The sequence below is a fragment of the Oerskovia sp. NPDC057915 genome, assembly GCF_042887685.1.
Taxonomy (GTDB): Bacteria; Actinomycetota; Actinomycetes; order Actinomycetales; family Cellulomonadaceae; genus Oerskovia.
Genome location: NZ_JBHVOS010000028.1, coordinates 1 through 18,101 on the forward strand (window position 1 = coordinate 1; position 18,101 = coordinate 18,101).

The window sequence follows — 18,101 nt, forward strand, 5'->3', positions numbered from 1 at the left end:
CGGGCAGCACCCCAGCCCGGCCCACGCACCACACGACGGCGCCCCGCCCACCCAGGCCGGGGCGCCGTCGTCGTCCCCCCGGACGGCCGCGGGGCTCAGGCCTGTCGCCCTGCCAGGGCGAGCAGCCTCGTGAGGTCGGGCGCGTCGTCGGGCACGGGGAGCGGGCCCGCGAACAGGCGGCTCGCCGCGAACATGCCCTTGCGGCGCTGGGCGTAGCCCAGGACGAACGACACGAGCCCGGGGCCGAGGTCGGCGTCGAGACCGACGCCCTGGGCCAGGTCCCACGCGTGGACCGTGAGGTCGAACGTCATCTGGTGCGCGTACTCGGTCGCCGGGGCGTCGCCGTAGGACAGGTGCACCACGCGGTCGAGGGCGCCGGGCGCCAGGAAAGCCTCGCGCGACTGGGTCGACGCGTCGATCCACGCGTCGATCGGGTCGTCGCCCAGCACGTCGCCGTCGAAGACCGTGCCGACGTCGGCCACCGTCCTGCCCGCGAGCAGCTCGGGCGCCCACAGCTGCTCCGAGACGAGATGGTTCACGAGGTCGTGGACGCTCCACTCGTCGTCCGGCGTGGGCAGGTCCCACTGGTCGTCCTGGACCCGCCGGACCAGGTGGTCGAACGCCCCGATCGCGTCGCCGTGCGCCGCCAGGAGGTGCTCGTGCGACGAGACCGCCGTGCTCACGGGTTGCTCAGGATCGCGAGGACGTTGCGCGCCGGGTCCTTGAACCAGGCGATCGCCGGGCCCTCGGGACCGCGGGCGATGCCCTTGTCGTCCTGGTCGAACCCGACGTAGCGCTCGAACTCGACGCCCTTCGCGACGAGCTCGTCGACGGCCGCCTCGACGTCGTCGACCCCGAAGTTGAGGACCGTGAACGACGCTGCGACGTGGTTCTTCCTGGGGTAGACGAACACGTGCCCGCCCGACCCGAGGCGCAGGTCCAGGCCCATGGGGGTCTGGTCGACCTCGACGCCCACGACGTCGGCGTAGAACGCCCGCGCGGCGTCCAGGTCGTTCACCGAGAAGCTGCTGAATGCGTTCGTCGTCGAGACCATCGGGTGCTCCTTGTCCACGGCAGATCCACAGGGGGCGGCGTCGTCGGCGCCTCTTCCACGATGGCACGGAACGCCGACGGTGACGAGGGGAGGCTCCCCGCTTGCGACGGACCCCACCGGCACGCGAAGGTACCCGGGTGCCTTCGACCCCGCTCGTCCGTCATGTCCTCTTCCCGGGGCGCCACCACCTCGTGACCCGTTTCCAGGTCGACTACCTGCGGGCGTTGCGTGCGGGGCTGGTGAGCGACCTCGACGGCGTCCCCGTCCGCTGCTCCCCGGACGCGGTGGTCGTGTGGGCCGTGACCTCGGCGAACCATGCGGGCACGCGCCGCAACCCGGTCCCGGGGCACCGGCGCGAGGCGCTCATCGAGCACGTGACGGCGGTCGAGCACCTGCCGAGCCTCGTGGTCCCGGTCCCGGACGTCGCCCCGCACCCGCGGTTCGCGCACCTCGTCGCGACCACGGTCGAGACGGCGACCGGCCACGCCGTGACGCTCGACCCGCGCGACACGGTCGTGGCCTGCTCGACCCCGGAGGTCATCGCGGCCTACCAGGGGCTCGGGTACCGGGTCGTGGGCGTCGAGCTCGACGCGACCGACGCCCAGGGCGAGGGCCCCGCCCGCCCGTGGGACGCCGTCGGGCGCCTTGCTGCGGGGGACCCGACGTGGACCGACGTCGCGCACCCCGTCGTGCCGGGCTTCTTCCGGCGCTACGGGCTCGAGGCGCAGATCGTCCAGGTCTTCGCCGACCCCGTCGTCTCGGGCGACGGCGACCTGACCGCGACGCGCGACTACCGGACGTACGCCGCGGCGTTCGAGGACGCGTCGCGCCGCAAGTGGGAGCAGGTGCGTCCGTACGTGCTCCCCGGGCGGATCGTCGACATCGGGTGCGCGACGGGCGGGCTCCTCGAACTGGTCGCGTCCGAGCCGCGCCTGCACGAGTCGGACCTGTTCGGCGTCGACGTCGCACGCCACCTCGTCGCCGAGGCCGAGCACAAGAAGACTCAGGGCGTGTTCGCGAACCCCAACGTGTGGTTCGTGCAGGCCAACATCCTGCGCGGCGAGGTCATGCCCGAGCGCAGCGTCGACACGACCGTCACGATCGCCCTCACGCACGAGATCTCCTCGTACGGCGACGGGGTCACCGACGTCGAGCGGTTCGCGCGCCGAACGTTCGTCCACACCCGCCCGGGCGGGGTGTGGATCAACAGCGACGTGTGCGGGCCCGCGGACGGCGACCGCCTGGTGCACCTGAACCTCCGGGACGACGACGGCGCGCGCCCCGGGGTCGTGACGGACCTCGACGAGTGGTCGCGTCCCGACGTCACCGCGCACGTCCGCGGGCTCTCGACGGCCGCGCGCATGCGCCAGTTCGCGGTCGACTTCCCGCGCCTGTCCGGTGCGGCGTTCGCGGTCGAGGAGGTCGGGTCGGGGACGTTCCGGCTCACGCTGCGCGACGCCATGGAGTTCCTCACGACCAAGGACTACGCCGACAACTGGCTGTCCGAGTGCCACGAGCGGTTCTGCGACCTGGACGGCGACGCGTGGGAGGGCCTGCTCACCGGCGCGGGCTTCGAGCTCGGCCCCGAGAGCGGGTCGTGGCGCAACGAGTGGCTCGTCGAGCACTCGTTCGACCCCGTGGCGTCGCTCACGGACGCGGTTACGGGCGACTCCGTCGAGTGGCCCGACACGCACGTGCTGACGGTTGCGCGCCGACCGGTGCTCGGGGCGTAGGGCGGTGGGACGGCGTACGTCGGGTGGAGGAGTCCCACGTTGACGGCGCTCCTCGCGATTGGATTGCTCGTCGTGAGCGCCGGCCTGGCCCTGCCGGCCCTGGTCCGTGGATATCGCGCGATCCACGGGCTCGAGGCGAGGCCCTGGGAGCATCGAGCAGGACCGTTCGGGGCGGTCGCGACGGCCTTCCTGGGCGCCTTGGTCGTCCTGCCCGCGGCGTTCGGGTCGATCGAGCTGGTCACCTCCGGATCGCTCGGCGCCCTTCGTCTTTCGCTGCTGTCCTGTGCGGGGCTCGCAGCCTTGTCGGCCGTCGTCCTGATCTTCCTTCCCGGGGTGCGGCCGGAGATTTCTCGTGCCGGGCCCGCGAGGCTCACGGCCCGGAGAGCCCGACGCTCCCTGGTGTCGCTGATCGGCGGCGCGCTGCTGTGCGGGGCGGTGATCCTGCTGGCCTAGAGGCGTCGTAGTCGGAGCCGTGATACTCCTGATCCCTTGCCCTGTCCCGCTTCGCCGTCGCTAGGAATCCTCTGCATGAGCGCTGCTCTGCCCACCCGCTGGACCGCCACGCTCGACCGCGACGCACCGCTGCCCGAGTACCCGCGCCCGCAGCTCGCCCGCGACAGCTACCTCAACCTCAACGGGGTGTGGGACCACGCGTTCACCGTGCAGGGCCTCGGTCCGGTGGGCTCGCTGGGTGGTACCCCGCCCGAGGTGTTCGACGGCGAGATCGTCGTGCCCTTCTCGCCCGAGTCGCCGCTGTCCGGGGTGGGGCGCCAGCTCCAGCCCGACGAGGCGCTCTGGTACCGCCGTGGCCTCACGCTCCCGGACGGGTTCGTGCCGGAGGGTGGGCGCGTCCTGCTGCACTTCGGCGCGGTCGACCAGTCGTGCCGCGTCCTGGTCGACGGGGTCGAGGTGGGGCGGCACACCGGCGGCTACCTGCCGTTCGCGTGCGACGTCACGGACGCGCTCGCCGGTGCGCCTGGCGAGCCGCACGAGCTCCTCGTCGAGGTCACCGACGTCAGCGACACCAGCTTCCACGCGCGCGGCAAGCAGAACCTCGCGCGGGGCGGCATCTGGTACACGGCGCAGTCGGGCATCTGGCAGACCGTGTGGGTCGAGGCCGTGCCCGCCCTGCACGTCGCCCGGCTCACGCTCGTGCCCGACCTCCCGGGCGGCCGCCTCGACGTGACCGTCCACGCGGGCGAGACGCCCGCGGGGGTGGGCGGCGGCGTCGGGCAGGACGTACCTGTGGCGCGCATCGAGGTGCACGACGGCGCCACGCTCGTCGCGCAGGTCGACGCGCCTGTGGGCGTGGTCGCCCGCGTCCCCGTGCCGGACCCGCACCCGTGGACGCCCGAGGACCCGCACCTGTACGACGTGACCGTGACCCTCGGCGACGACGAGGTGCGCAGCTACGCGGGGCTGCGGTCGTTCGGCGTCGGCCCCGACGCGCAGGGGGTCCCGCGTCTGCTGCTCAACGGCGAGCCGTACTTCCACGCCGGGGTCCTGGACCAGGGGTACTGGTCCGACGGGTTGCTCACCGCGCCGTCGGACGAGGCCATGGTCCACGACATCGCGACCATGAAGGACCTCGGCTTCACGATGCTGCGCAAGCACATCAAGATCGAGCCCCTGCGCTGGTACCACCACTGCGACCGGCTCGGGATGCTCGTGTGGCAGGACATGGTCAACGGGGGAGGGCCGTACCGGCCCGCGGTCGTCAAGGCTCCCGTGCTCGTGCCGCTGCGCCTGAGCGACCGCTTCCACGCCCTGTTCGGCCGGGGGGACGCCGAGGGACGCGAGGAGTTCCTCCGCGAGGTCGACGCGACGGTCGAGCACCTGCGCAACGCCGTGGGGCTCGCCGTATGGGTGCCGTTCAACGAGGCCTGGGGGCAGTTCGACGCGGTCAAGGTCGCGGCCCGCGTCAAGGCCCTCGATCCCACCCGGTCGGTGGACCACGCGAGCGGTTGGCACGACCAGGGCGCGGGGAACCTGCGGAGCCTGCACGTGTACTTCAAGCCCTTTCGGGTGCCGCCCCGACGCGACCGGCGGGCACTCGTGCTGTCGGAGTACGGCGGCTACAACCTGCGGGTCGAGGGGCACGTCGCCGGGGAGAAGGACTTCGGGTACGCGACGTACGCCGACAGCGAGGCGCTCGGTGCCGCGTTCGAGGCGCTGCACCGCGAGCAGGTCGTGCCCGCGATCGCCCACGGCCTGGCCGCGACGGTCTACACCCAGCTCTCGGACGTCGAGGACGAGACCAACGGGCTGCTGACGTACGACCGGGAGGTCGCGAAGCTCCCGGCCGACCTGGTGCGGGCGGTCAACGCCGAGCTGCGGCTCGGCTGACGGCGGGTCAGCCCGCCGCGTCCGGGAGGGGCTGCGGGCAGGTGCCGCCCGGCGTCGTGGCGAGCTCGAAGTGCCACATCTCGTTGGCGTACGTCTGGCACAGGCCGTACCGCGCGCCCTTGCGGATCGTCCAGTCCGCGCCGTCGGTCGGCCCGATGTCGACGGCCCGCCCCTGCACGTGCTCGGACGTCTCGGGCGTGGAGACGAACTTGCGGGCCTCGGCGAGCGAACCGTACCGGTCGACCGCGCGGTCGAGGAGGCTCTGCTGGTAGTTGGTGCTGCGCCACCCCGACGTGACCCAGAAGTCGACGCCCGCCGCCTGGGCGTCCTGCGCTGCGGCCTGGAGCGCTGCGCGCAGGTCCTCGTCGAGCCCGGCGATCGCGGGGTGCTGGTCGTCGAACGGGTCGATCGTGTCGTCCTCCTGGCGAGGGTCGTCCTCGGCGGGGAGGGCCGGCGCGGCCGCGGGCCCGGGCGCGGCATCCGGTGCCTTGGCGCCGTCCCCCGCCTCCTCGGTGCCCAGCGTGTCGGCGACGAGCGTGCGCAGGCCGCGGTCGGCGTCGGGCAGGAAGGCCCACGCGAGCGCCGCCACCACGGCGAGGACCGTGACGGCCGTCGCGAGGACGGCGGCGCGGCGCCTCCTGGCGCTCACGCGGGGAGGTCGGGGCGGGCCGTCGAGCGGCGGCGCGCTGGTGGGTACCGGGGCGAACGAGGGGGGCGGGGTACGTGTGTCCATGTCGACCACTGCACACGGTGGGATGTTGTCCAGGCGTCTTACTTTTTGCAGACGTTTTCGACATGCCCGTGTTCCTAGACTGGCGGGACAGGCCCGCCGTCGGAGGGGCCGGACCGACGAGCGGGTGGAGGATCGATGCGGGTGCTGGTCGTCGAGGACGAGCCGTTCCTGGCCGAGGCCGTGCAGACCGGGCTGCGGCGCGAGGCCGTCGCCGCCGACGTCGCGCTCGACGGCGAGCTGGCGCTCGAGAAGCTCAGCCACACCGCGTACGACGTCGTGGTGCTCGACCGAGACCTGCCCGGGGTGCACGGCGACGACGTCTGCCGGTCGATCGTGGCCCGCGGCCTGCCGACCCGTGTCCTCATGCTCACCGCGGCAGGCTCGCTCGACGACAAGACCCGAGGCTTCGGGATCGGTGCCGACGACTACCTCACCAAGCCCTTCCTGCTGCCCGAGCTGATCCTGCGCGTGCGGGCGCTGGGGCGCCGCCCGGCCCCGCTCCCACCCGTGCTGGAGGCCGCCGGGCTGCGGCTCGACCCGTTCCGCCGGGAGGTCTACCGGGACGGCGAGCACGTGCGCCTGAGCCGGAAGCAGTTCGCCGTCCTGGAGGTCCTGCTGGCGGCCGACGGAGGCGTGGTGAGCGCCGAGGACCTGCTCGAACGTGCGTGGGACGCGAACGCCGACCCGTTCACGAACGCCGTCCGGGTGACCGTCTCGACGCTCCGCAAGCGCCTGGGCGACCCCTGGGTCGTGCACACGGTGCCGGGCGTGGGCTACCGCGTCGGAGCGCCGAGCGACGAGGCACGGTGAGGCTCTTCCGCCAGACGGCCCGGCTGCGCCTGACCCTGAGCTACGTCGCGTTCCTGCTCGCCGCGGGACTCGCGATGTCCGTCATCGTGTACGCCGTCATGCGCTTCGTCCCGAACTACCCGCTCACCGCCGCGAACCCGTCGGACGCCCATCTCGCCATCGCGTCGCGGGGCCAGATCCTCGACGCGCTGGTCCAGGCCTGCGCCGGGGCGATGGGCGTGCTCGCCGTCGTCGGGACGGTCGGCGGATGGTTCGTCGCCGGGCGCGTGCTGCGCCCGCTGGTCGACCTCAACGCCGCGGCGCAGGCTGCGGCGTCGGGTGACCTGTCGCACCGCGTCGCGGCCCACGAGACGCGCCGCGGGCGGGACGAGTTCACGGACCTGGCCGACACGTTCGACACCATGCTCGAACGCCTCGAGCGCGCGTTCGCCGCGCAGAAGCGGTTCGCGGCCAACGCGTCGCACGAGCTGCGGACCCCGCTCGCGGTGACCCAGAGCATGCTCGACGTCGCTCGCGAGGAGCCCGACGCCGTCGACCTCCCGCGCCTGCTCGACCGCCTCGACGTGACCAACCGGCGCGCCACGGACCTCGTCGCGGCGCTCCTGCAGCTCGCGGCCCTCGACAGGTCGCCGATCGTCCGAGCGCCGTTCGACCTCGACGTCGTCGTCGAGGACGCCGTCGACGACGTCGCGCGCGAGGCCACCGAGCGGGGGGTGCGCGTCGAGGTGGACGTCGCGCCCGCCGTCGTGCCGGGCGACGAGATCCTCCTCGCGCGCGTGGTCGACAACCTGCTGCGCAACGCGGTCCGGCACAACCTGCCCCAGGGCGGGTGGGCTCGCATCACCCTGGTCGACGCGGGGCTCGTCGTCCTGACCGTCGAGAACAGCGGCCGTGTCCTGACCGACGACGAGCTCAGGGTCGCCCTGGAGCCGTTCGCCCGCCAGGTCGGTGCGGTCGCGAGGACCCGCGACGACGCGGTGACCGACCGCAGCAGCAACGGTCTGGGGCTCGCGATCGTCTCCCGCGTCGTGGAGCTGCACGACGGGAGCCTGAGCCTGACCCCCCGTCCTGGCGGGGGAGTGGTCGCGCGGGTCGTGATCCCGCGCGGGGCGCGGCCGGTCGCTGCGGTCCGCGCGGTCTCCTGAGGGCGCACGCGGGCGGGCACCCAGGTGCCGCCCTGCACGCCGCGGCCCGTCTTCGTACCCTGGAGGCATGCTGCTGACCCGGCAGACGCTCAGCGGGCTCGAGGACGGCACGGTGTCCCTCGCGTACCGCCGCTGGCTCGCGCCGCGCGTGCGCGCGGGCGGGCGGATGAGGACGCGGATCGGGGTCGTGGAGGTCACGTCGATCGAGCGGGTCCCGGAGGTGGCCGGCGTCCCCGTCCTGCCCGACGACGACGCGCGCGCCGCCGGTTTCCGCTCGGCCGCCGCGGCGCTCGCCTGGGTCGCCGCCAAGGGCGAGGGGGACCTGTACCGGATCGGGCTGCGGCTCGTGGGGGAGGACCCGCGCATCGCGCTGCGCGAGGAGGCCGACCTGTCCGCCGAGGAGGTCGAGGCGCTCCGGGCGAGGCTCGCCCGCATGGACCGGGCGGCGCCCGCGGCATGGACGAGGGACTACCTCGAGCTGATCGTCGCCCGCCCCGAGGTCGTGGCGCGCGAGCTCGCGACGTCGATCGGCGTCGAACGCGACTACTTCAAGATCCGGGTCCGGCGGCTCAAGGAGCTCGGTCTGACCGAGAGCCTGCCCGTGGGGTACCGCATCTCGCCGCGCGGCCGGTCGTACCTCGACGCGATGTAGCGCTCGACGCCCCTCAGCCCAGCGGTGCGATGTCCACGCCGGGCAGCCCGTCGATGCTCGTCGCGTTCTTCTTCTGCCAGTAGGCGTCGAAGTACTCCGGCTCGCGCCGCTCGTGCGCACGGTCCAGGACGTCACGGTCTGCCACGAAGTCCATGAGCGGCACCGAGAACCCGCACGAGTCCGAGACCCGGTCCACCTCGACCACGACGATGCCGCGCTGCCCCGACTCGCGCTCCTTGGTGAACAGCGGCCGCAGCGCGTCGAACTCGGGCGTGCGGGCCAGGACGTACCGGCCGTGCCCGTGGAAGCGCACGATGTTGGGCGGTCCCTCGAACGCGCAGAACATGACCACGATGCGACCGTTCTCCTGCAGGTGCGCCGCGACCTCTGCCCCCGAGCCCGTGTAGTCGAGGTACGCGACGCGGTGCGGGTCGAGCACCACGAACGTGCCGCCCATGCCCTTGGGCGAGACGTTGACGTGCCCGTCACCCGCCAGAGGGGCCGTGCCCACGAAGAACACGGGCTGGGACAGCACGAAGCGGGAGAGCCGGGGAGTGATCTCGTCGTGGACGGTCGCCATGGGCCGCAGTCTGGCACCGGGCCGCGTGCCTCGCCGAGGCGCGGTCCGTATGTGAGACGAGCGGCGCCGTCGGGCACCGGGCGCCACCGGTGCGGCTACCAGCGCTGGCGCGCCTCCTCGGCCCAGCCGACCAGCCCGTCGAGGTCCACCCACACGCCCTCGTCCGTCCGCGCGTAGCCGGACCACGTGCCGAAGCACTGGTGCGTCTCGCTGCCCACGACGAGCAGCTCGGTGCGTGCGACCCGCTCGTGGAAGGGCGTGAAGACCGCCTCGACGCCGTCCCCCGAGACGCGCCACGGGGCGAGCAGGTCGGTGCGGTCGTACGTCCAGTCGAGCTCGGCCCCGATCTTGTGGATCCGCCCGTCGACCAGGAGGGCGTTCTCCGTGGAGCCCGTGCCGTCCGTCCACCTGCCGCCGAGCTGGATGCCGCGACCGTGCCCGCTGCCCGCAGCCCAGTTCCACGTCATGGCGTACGGCCAGCGGCCGCGACCGTGGTCGAGGACCGCGAACGAGTCGTCGGCGCTGACGTCGTGCAGTGCGCCGCGCACCGTGAGCGAGCCGTGCACCGGACGGGCCACGTCCTTGACCGTGTACTGGAACAGCCGGTCGCTCCACGGGACGACGACACCCAGCGACTCGTGCCCCGCCGGGAGCGGGACGGTCAGGTCGAGGCGCACGTCGTGGGACGCCGCCCTGATGCGGGTGGTCTCGGGGCTCTGCTCGATCACGATCGCGAGCTCCCTCGCGCGCGCCTCGACGCGGCCGACGCCGCTGCGCTCGGGCAGGATCGCACCCCGTGCCAGGGGCACGACGACGTCGGTCACCGTCTCCTCGCCCGTCGCCCGGTCCAGGACGTACAGGCCGTGCACGCCCGCGTAGTCGATCGAGGACGCGACGATCCCGACCACGTGGGTCGGCGTCATCACGCCCCAGTACTCCCAGCGCTTGGTCCGACCCCACCCGCGCAGGTTCGCGCGGTGCAACGGGGTCCGCGTCCACCCGACCGCGTCCGGGTTCAGCCTGCCGTCCGGCAGGCACAGGTCGACCGGGGACGTGATCTCGCGTTCGTGCGTCGTCATGCGAGGAGGCTACTGGCCGGTGGTCGGCCGGTGACCGCGCCGTCGCGCGGACGACACCTCGATGTCCTGCGCTCGCAACACGGACGAAACGACAGTGCTCCAGGATCGACACCACGGCCCCGGCAGCGGGGCGGTGACGACCCGAGGAGAGCCCATGAGCACCCAACGCCCCTACTTCCTCGCCCCGAGCACCCCGCACCGGCGCTCCCGGTCGACCCGGGCGGCGGGAGCCCCCGGCATGCCGCGCACCGTCGAGTCCGCCGACCGCGCAGGCAAGCCCGTGCGCCGTGCCAACCCCGGCGACGAACGGACGATCGACCCCGCGGACCGCAAGCGCCGGGCGCTCGCGGCGCTCGGGGACCTGACGCGGGGGAGCGCGGGGCTCGGCGGCTGAGCCCACCCTGACCCCACCGGCGCTGACGCCGGTGGTCCCGGGGTGTCAACGGCGACACCTCTCCGCCACCTCCCAGGCCCGACGGCGGCGCTCCCGCCCCGGCGGTCAGCCCGGCTTGCGCGCGTCGACCAGGAAGCGCGTCGTCGTCGCGACGAAGGGGCCTTCGGCCTCGATCTGCTCGTGCAGCGCGGCGAGCTGCGGGCGGTACTCCTCGACGGTGAACCCGGGGACCATCCACACGACCTTCCGCAGGAAGTAGACCACCGCACCGACGTCGAAGAACTCGGTGCGCAGCTCCTCGAAGCGCAGGTCGACGACCTCGAGGCCGGCCGCCTCGGCCGCGGCACGGTCGTCGTCGGGGTGACGGCCGTTGCGGACCTCCTCGGGCTGCGGGCCGAGGAAGTGCTCGACGAGCTCGAAGACGCTGTACGGGCCGACGTGCTGAGCGAAGTACGTGCCGCCCGGGGCGAGGACGCGAGCGATCTCGGACCACCACGGCTTCACGGGGTGCCGGCTGACCACGAGGTCGAAGGCCTCGTCCGCGAACGGCAGGGGCGGTTCGTCCGTGTCGGCGACGACCGCGACGCCGAGCGGGTGCAGGAGTCTCGTGGCCTGGAGGACGTTCGGGGGCCAGCCCTCGGTCGCGACGGTCAGTCGTGGCAGACGGGGGACCGAGGCGAGGACCTCGCCGCCGCCCGTCTGGAGATCGAGGGCCGCGCTCGCGGTGGACATGCGCTCGCCCATCGAGCGGGCGTAGCCCCAGGACGGTCGTTGCTCGGTCGCGCGACCGTCGAGCCAGGAGAAGTCCCATCCGTCGACGGAGACGGACGCTGCTTCGGTGACGAGGTCGTCGAAGGATCGCTTCATGTCTTCGATCCTGACAGGTCGGGGAAGGACGCGGTCAGCCGAGTCCTGACGGTCAGTTGTCGACGAGGAGGGCGATGGTGGTGATCACCGCGCCCCAGAAGGCGATGCCTGCGCCGAGGGCGATGCCCATGCCGTGGCCGCCGGTGCTGGAGTGCCCGCGCTGCTCACCGGCACGCACGGCCCACGCGGCGCGCACGGCGAGCGATACGCCGAGCACCACGAGAACCAGCCCTACCGTAACCCATACCATGGTCCCACTCTGCACATAGGAGGTCGCTGCCCGCAATTCGAAGAACCTCCTGGTACGTGGTGTTTTATGCCACACAGGGGCGGGCCGTAGGTGGAACCCTAGGTGTCGATCCTGGGAATCCGGGCGGTGCTCACTGAGTGGGACGTCACCCCCTCTATGCATGGGACGTGCGAGTCAGTCGTCATTCGCGCACGGTCGCTGGGCGGAGGGGGCCCGTGCCCGGCCGGGTGGCGCCACGAGCCCCACGCGGCGGCGATCGGCGACGACGCGAGGGCGCCCTGCTCGGAGAGCCCGGGAGCTAGATCGGAAGGAGTGCATCCGATCGCCCGCCATCCGAACGCGGTTCGTCAACCCCCCTCGGTAGGGGGTAATGTCTTCCTCGGTGGCGCGAAGTACCCCCTGCATCGCGCCACCACCTAACGTTCACGAAGCCCCCGATCGGCCCCGGCCGACGGGGGCTTCGTCGTTCCCCGACCGGCGCGCTGCGCGACGTCCGCGCCCTCCCGACAGGCGCTGCGCCGTCAGGCCGTCCCCGCAGGTGAGGCAACGGATCCGGGCTAGTATCACCGAGGAGTCTGGAAGTAGGCCCGCTCCTTTCCCATGCCCTGGGGGCCTACTTGACCACTTCGTACAACCCGTCTCGCCGATTCGACCCCGAGCTCGCCGAGGCCCTGCTGCGCGGTGCACCACAGGCCGTCGGCCAGTTCATCCTCGACCTGTCCGACCAGAGCTGGTGGTGGTCCGACGAGCTGTACGCCATGCACGGCTTCCGGCCCGGCGAGATCATGCCCACGACCGCGCTCATGCTCGCGCACAAGCACCCCGAGGACCGCGAACGCGTCGAGGACGTCCTGCTCGCCGCCGTCACCACGGGCGAACCCTTCAGCTCCGTCCACCGCATCGTCGACGCGCACGGACGGACGCGGACGCTCGGCGTCGTCGGGCGCGGACGGATCGACCGCAGCACGGGCGAGACCACGCACGTCTCGGGCTACTTCATCGACCTCACCACGACACAGCGCGAGCTCGCCCAGCGCGAGGCCACGGCCGCGATCCGGGCGTCCTCCGTGAGCCGCTCCACGATCGAGCAGGCCAAGGGCGCCGTCATGGCGATCTACGGGCTGCCCGCCGGCGAGGCGTTCGACCTCATGTGCCACCACTCGAGCGTCAACAACGAACCCCTGCGCGACCTGTCGCGACGTCTCGTCGCAGAGCTCACCGCCGGCGGGGTCGCAGGCGCGCTGCGGCGGGCCGACCTCGACCGGTTCTTCGAGGGGAAGCGGCCGGTGCGGTGAGGTCAGGACGGTGGGCCCCGTGGGACTCGAACCCACAACCTACGGATTAAAAGTGCCTTCTGGCTGGTTCAGTGCCGTCTAGTGCCGCTCAGCCCACTCCATGTTCTTGCAGGTCAGAGGCTGTTTCTTCACGCGCCAGCGGCTCCGCCATCCAGCAAGGTCAAGTGCGGTTTACTCTCTGGCTGCTGCAATTCTGCTGCACGTGCAGCAGTCCGGGGGTCGCGGCCGAGCGCCTGGAGCCGACCGCGACGAGCTCCATGCCCGCGTGCGGGCCCGCGGGCGTTCGGTTGCCGAGGCGATCGCGGGTATCGACCGGTGGCTCTCATCGTTCGATGATGACGACGACGTCCGGGCCTTCGCGGGCTGGTCCGCGGCGTTCGGCCCGGACCTGGGTCCAGCCACGCAGCCGTGGTGACCGGGTCTCGGGCCGGCTCACCAGAAAATACGGGTATATCCGTTTTGGGCTGTGCCCGCCGGTACCGTCCTCTCCCTCCGGGATCTGCGACCCCCTGCCCCTCGAAATCACTGCAATGGCAGCGAAAACGGACCCTCATTCCATCGCGGCCTTGATGTTCTCCAGGTTGGCCTGTCGGCGAAGCGGGGAGCGATGCCAAGCCGTGCCCTGCGAGACAAGCGCCATCAGAACTCGCGGCCCTCGACCGGCCGCAAATGCAGCCCGATAGGCGGCAGGTGACGGGTCTTTTCTGGCGGCCTTACCGGCCTCCATTGCCTCTTGCGTGGCAACCTGCGCCGCCTGGGCGACGACGACCAGGAAGTCGAGTTCATCTATCTCACTCGCTGCGTACATCGACCAGCGATTCGTCTCGAGAGTGAGTCGGGCGGAGGCCGCGTGTGCTCCCTTCTCGTCAGACGCGTTCAATAGTTCGCCGGCCGTGCTCGCGACGTCCGCAAAGGCGGCCAACTGAAGTTGCCATCGAGCGAGCTCTCTGCCCTCGTCAAGTTGGACCTGCAGTTGCTGCTGGGCGAGCTTCTGTTGGCTTGCGAACTGCTCTCGGGCGACATCTTGCTGATCCTGGAACTGTTTGCGAGCTAGCTCCTGCTGTTGAGTGAACTGCTCTCGAGCAAGCCCCTGCTGACCGGCGAACTGTCTCTGACTTTCCGCCTGAGCCGCAAGGTTCTGCTTGCGTTCGTGGCGAAGCGTGACGGCAAGTACAAACCAGGCCACCAAGAAGGCGCCGATTGCACCCAGGAGCGAGCCTGCGATCTCTGGTCCCCAAGTTTGGAGTGCTGGGGTCGCAGGCGCCGTGAGCGACCAACACTCACGAACGGGTTCAGCGAATGGTGAGGCAGCTTCGACGGAGCGGCAGATTTCCACACAGGGAGGCTACCGGCAGATGCGAAATCGGGCCGAGATCCGTGCCCGCCGTGCGGAGGGCGAGCCGATCAAGGCGATCGCGCGACGCATCGGGGCTTCCCGGAACACCGTTCGGCGTGCGCTCGCGCCCGGAGCTCGCGATCACTACCACCGCTCCTCGGCCACCGAGGACGCGGAGGAGGCCGTCCGCGACGTCCTGGCGGACTGGCCCCACATGGCTGTCGTCGACATCGGCGCCCTGATCGACTGGCGCCTGTCGCGACGGACCCTGTCGAACCTGGTCGCCGCGCTGCGTCCCGAGTACGCCGAACGCACCGACACGCGGGCTCGCCCGATCTCGACGATCCGCGCCGGGCGCATCGCGGCCCGCGCGCTCACGGTAGGGACGGTGGTGCTGCAGTGACGACAACCCCTCAGGGCCTCGAGCCGCCCGACGGCATGCCGCCACGCGCCGTCGTCGTCTGGCGCGAGATCGTGTCCTCGAACGACCTCGCCGGCCGCGTCGACCGGGCCGCGCTCGAGGCGTTCTGCTCGATCGTGGCCCGGATGCGCGAGGCGCAGGAACGTGTCGAGGAGGAGGGCTTGGTCGTCTCCGACGCTCGCGGCGGCGTCGTCGCGCATCCGGCGCTCGCGATCGAGCGCGCGGCCGCCGAGCAGATTCGTGCGTGGGGCGATCGGTTCGCGCCGTTCGTGAAGCCGACTCGCCAGCGCGGGTACATGGCCGACGCGACGGCGCGCTCGATCGGGGACGCGCCGCACCTGGCCGAGGCCAAGTACGCCGGGCCGGTGGCTGCGGTCAAGACGCTCGCGTGGCTGATCGACGAGTGCCAGCGCGCCGGCATGGACGCCTTGCAGAAGGCGACCTACAACCTGATCCCGACCTACCTCAAGGCGTGTGCCGAGCGGCAGATCACCCCGGCTTCGTCCGCTGCAGAGGCCCCTGCCCCGGCAGCGAAGGGGGCGGCGACGGGTGGCAAGGTCACGAAGTTCGCAGACGCGGCCGCGGCCCGTCGGCAGAGGCAAGGCGGCACGGGATAGGCGCCTGGGCTGCACCGTTCCCCGCGTCTACACCCCGCCGCTGCACCCACTCGAGCCCCGTTCGTCGGAGACCGAGAAGTGGACGCTGGGGTACGACGTCATCGACTTCGCGAAGGACGTCCTGGGCATCTCGCTCGTGCCCTGGCAAGCCTGGCTCTTGGTCCACATGCTCGAGCTCAACGAGGACGGTGCGCTGCGCTTCCGCACGGTGGTCGTCCTGGTCGCCAGGCAGAACGGTAAGAGCACCCTCGCGCAGATCCTGACGATCTGGCTCATGTGCGTGTGGGGCTGGCCTCTGGTGCTCGGCACCGCCCAGGACCTCGACGTCGCCGAGACCCTGTGGCAAGAGGTCGTCGACATCGTCCAGGAGAACGAGGACCTGGCTGAGCTCGTCGACCGGGTAGTCAAGGTCAACGGCAAGAAGGCCCTCGAGCTCACGACCGGGCAGAAGTACAAGGTGAAGGCTGCCAACAGCAAGGCCGGCCGCGGGCTCTCCGGGAACCTCGTCCTGCTCGACGAGCTGCGCACGCACAAGAACTGGAACGCGTGGGCCGCGATCACCAAGTCCACCCTGGCCCGCGCCGAGGCGCTCATCCTCGCCCTGTCGAACGCCGGCGACCTCGAGAGCGTCGTGCTCAAGCACCTGCGGATCGTCGCGCACCGTGCGATCGGCGACCCCGACGGCATCTGGGCCGAGTCCCAGGGCAGCGACGAGGGGCCCACGCAGTTCGACATCGAGGACCTCGACCTGGACGCCCTCGCCCAGGACGAGGAAGGGCTCGAGGAGATCGAGCTTGAGGACCTGCGGGTGGACGAGTCCACGATCGCGCTCTTCGAGTGGTCGGCCGCTCCCGGGTGCAGCAAGCACGACCGCGACGCGTGGGCCCAGGCGAGCCCGTCGATGAACCGCACGGACCTGACCGAGCGCAACATCGCCGCGGCGCTGTCCGAACCGGACTACGTCTTCCGGACCGAGATCCTCTGCCAGTGGCCGGACGGAACGTCGTCGGGTCCGTTCGTCCCCGGCACCTGGGGCGCGACCCGCGTCGACCCCGTCAAGAAGGAGAACGGGACGCTGGCGTTCAAGGACGAAGACCGGATCGTCGGTCCCGTGCTCGCCGCCATCGACCAGTCGCACGACCGGTCGATGACGTACATCTCGTTCGCTGGCTACCGCAAGGACGGTCGACCGCAGGCCGAGGTCATCACGGGGCGCTACGGCACCGACTGGGTGGCCGAGTGGCTGCAGTCCCCGAAGCGCAACGCGCGCATCAAGGCGGTCACCGGGCAGTCGCGTGGTGCGCCGGTCTCGACGCTCATGAAGCAGCTCGCCGACGACCGGACGTTCCGGCTCCCGATCGTCGAGCTCGCGGGCGCCGATCTGACCACGGCCTACGCCGAGGCGTTCGACGCGGTCCGAGACTGCGCCGTGGTCCACCCGAAGCAGCCGACCTTGGACAACGCCGCCGAGACGGCCGTCGTGAAGTACCTGTCGGGCGGGACCTGGGTCATCGACCGCAAGGACTCCCCGACGGACGCGGCCCCGCTGATCTCGTGGATCGAAGCGCTGTGGCTGCTGAACAAGCACGTGCCCGACCCTCCACCGCCACCACCCGCCCCCGAGGCTGTCCGTCCCACGGACATCCCCCCGGGCGCCTACGGCGCGGACCTGACGAGCGACCTGGCCACGGCCGGGTTCTGACCCGAGAGGAGCGCGATGTCGAAGCTGGCGAGACTGTGGCGGCAAGCCAAGGCGCTCGTGACCCTGCCCCATGCCGCCCCGACGTCCGAGAAGGGGTACTCCAACACCGGCCGCAAGACCGGCGCGTGGGGAACCACCGAGGACGACGAGGAGACACCCGAGCTGCGCTGGCCGCAGAACATCGAGGTCTACGACAAGATGCGCCGCCAGGACGCCCAGGTCATGTCGGTCCTGCGAGCGGTGACGCTCCCGATCCGGCGCACCACCTGGCGTCTGGACCCGAACGGGTGCCGCGAGGAGGTCGCCGCGTTCGTCGCGGAGAACCTCGGTCTGCCCCTCATCGGGCAGGACGAGGTCCCTGCGCTGCGCACCCGTGACCGCTTCTCGTGGTCCGAGCACCTGTACCTCGCGCTGCTCATGCTCCCGTTCGGGCACTCGAGCTCGTCGGGGCCGTTTTATGTCGTTGTGGACGTCACTGTAGCGCAGAATCTGGGCGTCAACGCCAGAGCCCCGCCCCTCCTCGGAGGGGCGAGGCTCTTCGCATTCGGTTGCTGCAAATTTGCTGCACGAACCGGCGGTGCTCAGTCAAGGACCGACAAAGTTCGCAGGTCAGGACGGTGGGCCCCGTGGGACTCGAACCCACAACCTACGGATTAAAAGTCCGCAGCTCTGCCATTGAGCTAGAGGCCCAGGCACCGTGCGCGCGCCTCGGACGAGGCGCCACCAAGGCCCGCGCAGAGTCTACGCGCCGAGCCCTTGCCCACGGCGACGTGCCCACGGGGGTGTGCGGCGCCGTCGGGCCGGTCGAATCGGCGCCTCGGCCGCGAGGCGCGTCGGGAAGGTCCAGTCGGTGCCCTCGAGTGCGGCGTACTTGTCGTGAGACGACGCGATCCGCGACAACTGCTCCGCACTCAGCAGCGGCGGGCGCATCGAGCGGCAGCGGCCACGTGCGGGCGCCGCGTGCCCCCGCGGGCGCGGACCCTAACGCGATCCGCAGGCGCTTGTCGCGCCCGATCCCACTGGGTGAGAGACACGCCGTGAATCGGCTTCCGACCTTGCGATCGGGCCCGATCCTTGTTTGGTTGGA

At 71.5% G+C, this 18,101-nt stretch carries 19 protein-coding genes and 1 tRNA gene; 11 read left to right on the forward strand and 9 right to left on the reverse strand.

Annotated elements, in window-relative coordinates; translation table 11 throughout:
* Positions 1-95: 95 nt before the first annotated feature.
* Both ACFVQ3_RS16610 and ACFVQ3_RS16615 read right to left on the reverse strand, forming a co-directional pair.
* Complete coding sequence (locus ACFVQ3_RS16610; RefSeq protein WP_387641332.1) at positions 96-683, reverse strand: TIGR03086 family metal-binding protein; 588 nt, start codon at positions 681-683, stop codon at positions 96-98.
* Positions 680-1,054 carry a VOC family protein gene (locus tag ACFVQ3_RS16615; protein WP_387641335.1) on the reverse strand — a complete coding sequence of 125 codons (375 nt, stop codon included), beginning with the start codon at positions 1,052-1,054 and terminating at the stop codon, positions 680-682. The genes ACFVQ3_RS16610 and ACFVQ3_RS16615 overlap by 4 nt, the downstream gene beginning before the upstream one ends.
* A gap of 137 nt (positions 1,055-1,191) precedes the next feature.
* Between ACFVQ3_RS16615 and ACFVQ3_RS16620 the strand changes: the two genes are divergently transcribed.
* The 3 genes from ACFVQ3_RS16620 (at position 1,192) to ACFVQ3_RS16630 (ending at position 5,133) form a co-directional block, all read left to right on the forward strand.
* Positions 1,192-2,787, forward strand: a complete 1,596-nt coding sequence (locus ACFVQ3_RS16620) for a methyltransferase domain-containing protein (RefSeq protein ID WP_387641337.1) — start codon at positions 1,192-1,194, stop codon at positions 2,785-2,787.
* A gap of 39 nt (positions 2,788-2,826) precedes the next feature.
* Entirely contained in the window at positions 2,827-3,240 is a 414-nt protein-coding gene (locus tag ACFVQ3_RS16625) for a hypothetical protein (RefSeq protein ID WP_387641340.1), read from the forward strand.
* Between the two features lie 75 nt (positions 3,241-3,315).
* Complete coding sequence (locus ACFVQ3_RS16630; RefSeq protein WP_387641343.1) at positions 3,316-5,133, forward strand: glycoside hydrolase family 2 protein; 1,818 nt, start codon at positions 3,316-3,318, stop codon at positions 5,131-5,133.
* A 7-nt stretch (positions 5,134-5,140) separates the two neighbouring features.
* Here ACFVQ3_RS16630 and ACFVQ3_RS16635 read toward each other — a convergent pair whose 3' ends face one another.
* Positions 5,141-5,866 (reverse strand): M15 family metallopeptidase, encoded by a 726-nt coding sequence (locus tag ACFVQ3_RS16635; protein WP_387641346.1) that lies wholly within the window; start codon positions 5,864-5,866, stop codon positions 5,141-5,143.
* A 135-nt stretch (positions 5,867-6,001) separates the two neighbouring features.
* Between ACFVQ3_RS16635 and ACFVQ3_RS16640 the strand changes: the two genes are divergently transcribed.
* From ACFVQ3_RS16640 to ACFVQ3_RS16650, 3 genes are all read left to right on the forward strand, one after another.
* On the forward strand, positions 6,002-6,676 hold the full coding sequence (locus tag ACFVQ3_RS16640; protein ID WP_387641349.1) for a response regulator transcription factor: 675 nt from the start codon (positions 6,002-6,004) through the stop codon (positions 6,674-6,676).
* Complete coding sequence (locus ACFVQ3_RS16645; RefSeq protein WP_387641351.1) at positions 6,673-7,821, forward strand: sensor histidine kinase; 1,149 nt, start codon at positions 6,673-6,675, stop codon at positions 7,819-7,821. The genes ACFVQ3_RS16640 and ACFVQ3_RS16645 overlap by 4 nt, the downstream gene beginning before the upstream one ends.
* 67 nt (positions 7,822-7,888) lie before the next feature.
* Positions 7,889-8,473, forward strand: coding sequence for an ASCH domain-containing protein (locus ACFVQ3_RS16650; RefSeq protein WP_387641353.1), 585 nt, complete (start codon positions 7,889-7,891; stop codon positions 8,471-8,473).
* Between the two features lie 13 nt (positions 8,474-8,486).
* On the opposite strand, the gene ACFVQ3_RS16655 is transcribed toward ACFVQ3_RS16650, so the two are convergent.
* Complete coding sequence (locus ACFVQ3_RS16655; RefSeq protein ID WP_387641356.1) at positions 8,487-9,053, reverse strand: pyridoxamine 5'-phosphate oxidase family protein; 567 nt, start codon at positions 9,051-9,053, stop codon at positions 8,487-8,489.
* A gap of 95 nt (positions 9,054-9,148) precedes the next feature.
* The gene (locus ACFVQ3_RS16660; RefSeq protein ID WP_387641359.1) at positions 9,149-10,132 is read right to left on the reverse strand and encodes a DUF2804 domain-containing protein; all 984 of its coding nucleotides are present in this window, start codon (positions 10,130-10,132) and stop codon (positions 9,149-9,151) included.
* 154 nt (positions 10,133-10,286) lie between these two features.
* Here ACFVQ3_RS16660 and ACFVQ3_RS16665 point away from each other — a divergent pair, with 154 nt between their 5' ends.
* Positions 10,287-10,526: a hypothetical protein gene (locus ACFVQ3_RS16665; RefSeq protein ID WP_387641361.1), complete on the forward strand. Its 240-nt coding sequence runs from the start codon at positions 10,287-10,289 to the stop codon at positions 10,524-10,526.
* Positions 10,527-10,631: 105 nt separating this feature from the next.
* Here ACFVQ3_RS16665 and ACFVQ3_RS16670 read toward each other — a convergent pair whose 3' ends face one another.
* Together ACFVQ3_RS16670 and ACFVQ3_RS16675 are read right to left on the reverse strand one after the other, a co-directional pair.
* Positions 10,632-11,393 (reverse strand): class I SAM-dependent methyltransferase, encoded by a 762-nt coding sequence (locus ACFVQ3_RS16670; RefSeq protein ID WP_387641364.1) that lies wholly within the window; start codon positions 11,391-11,393, stop codon positions 10,632-10,634.
* A gap of 52 nt (positions 11,394-11,445) precedes the next feature.
* Positions 11,446-11,643 (reverse strand): hypothetical protein, encoded by a 198-nt coding sequence (locus ACFVQ3_RS16675; RefSeq protein ID WP_387641366.1) that lies wholly within the window; start codon positions 11,641-11,643, stop codon positions 11,446-11,448.
* Between the two features lie 617 nt (positions 11,644-12,260).
* On the opposite strand from ACFVQ3_RS16675, the gene ACFVQ3_RS16680 reads away from it, so the two are divergent.
* Entirely contained in the window at positions 12,261-12,938 is a 678-nt protein-coding gene (locus ACFVQ3_RS16680) for a PAS and ANTAR domain-containing protein (protein ID WP_387641368.1), read from the forward strand.
* A gap of 550 nt (positions 12,939-13,488) precedes the next feature.
* On the opposite strand, the gene ACFVQ3_RS16685 is transcribed toward ACFVQ3_RS16680, so the two are convergent.
* On the reverse strand, positions 13,489-14,124 hold the full coding sequence (locus tag ACFVQ3_RS16685) for a hypothetical protein (protein WP_387641371.1): 636 nt from the start codon (positions 14,122-14,124) through the stop codon (positions 13,489-13,491).
* A 169-nt stretch (positions 14,125-14,293) separates the two neighbouring features.
* Between ACFVQ3_RS16685 and ACFVQ3_RS16690 the strand changes: the two genes are divergently transcribed.
* From ACFVQ3_RS16690 to ACFVQ3_RS16700, 3 genes are all read left to right on the forward strand, one after another.
* The gene (locus tag ACFVQ3_RS16690; RefSeq protein WP_387641373.1) at positions 14,294-14,677 is read left to right on the forward strand and encodes a helix-turn-helix domain-containing protein; all 384 of its coding nucleotides are present in this window, start codon (positions 14,294-14,296) and stop codon (positions 14,675-14,677) included.
* Complete coding sequence (locus ACFVQ3_RS16695) at positions 14,674-15,312, forward strand: P27 family phage terminase small subunit (protein WP_387641376.1); 639 nt, start codon at positions 14,674-14,676, stop codon at positions 15,310-15,312. Before ACFVQ3_RS16690 ends, ACFVQ3_RS16695 begins: the two co-directional genes overlap by 4 nt.
* Before the next feature lie 136 nt (positions 15,313-15,448).
* Positions 15,449-17,014, forward strand: coding sequence for a terminase large subunit domain-containing protein (locus tag ACFVQ3_RS16700; protein WP_387641378.1), 1,566 nt, complete (start codon positions 15,449-15,451; stop codon positions 17,012-17,014).
* 618 nt (positions 17,015-17,632) lie between these two features.
* On the opposite strand, the gene ACFVQ3_RS16705 is transcribed toward ACFVQ3_RS16700, so the two are convergent.
* A tRNA-Lys gene (locus ACFVQ3_RS16705) sits at positions 17,633-17,704 on the reverse strand.
* Between the last annotated feature and the right edge of the window lie 397 nt (positions 17,705-18,101).

Coding starts and splice junctions, on each gene's coding strand:
- ACFVQ3_RS16615 (WP_387641335.1), bottom strand. CDS start 1,054: ATGGTCTCGACGACGAACGCATTCAGCAGCTTCTCGGTGAACGACCTG.
- ACFVQ3_RS16630 (WP_387641343.1), top strand. CDS start 3,316: ATGAGCGCTGCTCTGCCCACCCGCTGGACCGCCACGCTCGACCGCGAC.
- ACFVQ3_RS16635 (WP_387641346.1), bottom strand. CDS start 5,866: ATGGACACACGTACCCCGCCCCCCTCGTTCGCCCCGGTACCCACCAGC.
- ACFVQ3_RS16640 (WP_387641349.1), top strand. CDS start 6,002: ATGCGGGTGCTGGTCGTCGAGGACGAGCCGTTCCTGGCCGAGGCCGTG.
- ACFVQ3_RS16650 (WP_387641353.1), top strand. CDS start 7,889: ATGCTGCTGACCCGGCAGACGCTCAGCGGGCTCGAGGACGGCACGGTG.
- ACFVQ3_RS16655 (WP_387641356.1), bottom strand. CDS start 9,053: ATGGCGACCGTCCACGACGAGATCACTCCCCGGCTCTCCCGCTTCGTG.
- ACFVQ3_RS16660 (WP_387641359.1), bottom strand. CDS start 10,132: ATGACGACGCACGAACGCGAGATCACGTCCCCGGTCGACCTGTGCCTG.
- ACFVQ3_RS16665 (WP_387641361.1), top strand. CDS start 10,287: ATGAGCACCCAACGCCCCTACTTCCTCGCCCCGAGCACCCCGCACCGG.
- ACFVQ3_RS16670 (WP_387641364.1), bottom strand. CDS start 11,393: ATGAAGCGATCCTTCGACGACCTCGTCACCGAAGCAGCGTCCGTCTCC.
- ACFVQ3_RS16675 (WP_387641366.1), bottom strand. CDS start 11,643: ATGGTATGGGTTACGGTAGGGCTGGTTCTCGTGGTGCTCGGCGTATCG.
- ACFVQ3_RS16690 (WP_387641373.1), top strand. CDS start 14,294: ATGCGAAATCGGGCCGAGATCCGTGCCCGCCGTGCGGAGGGCGAGCCG.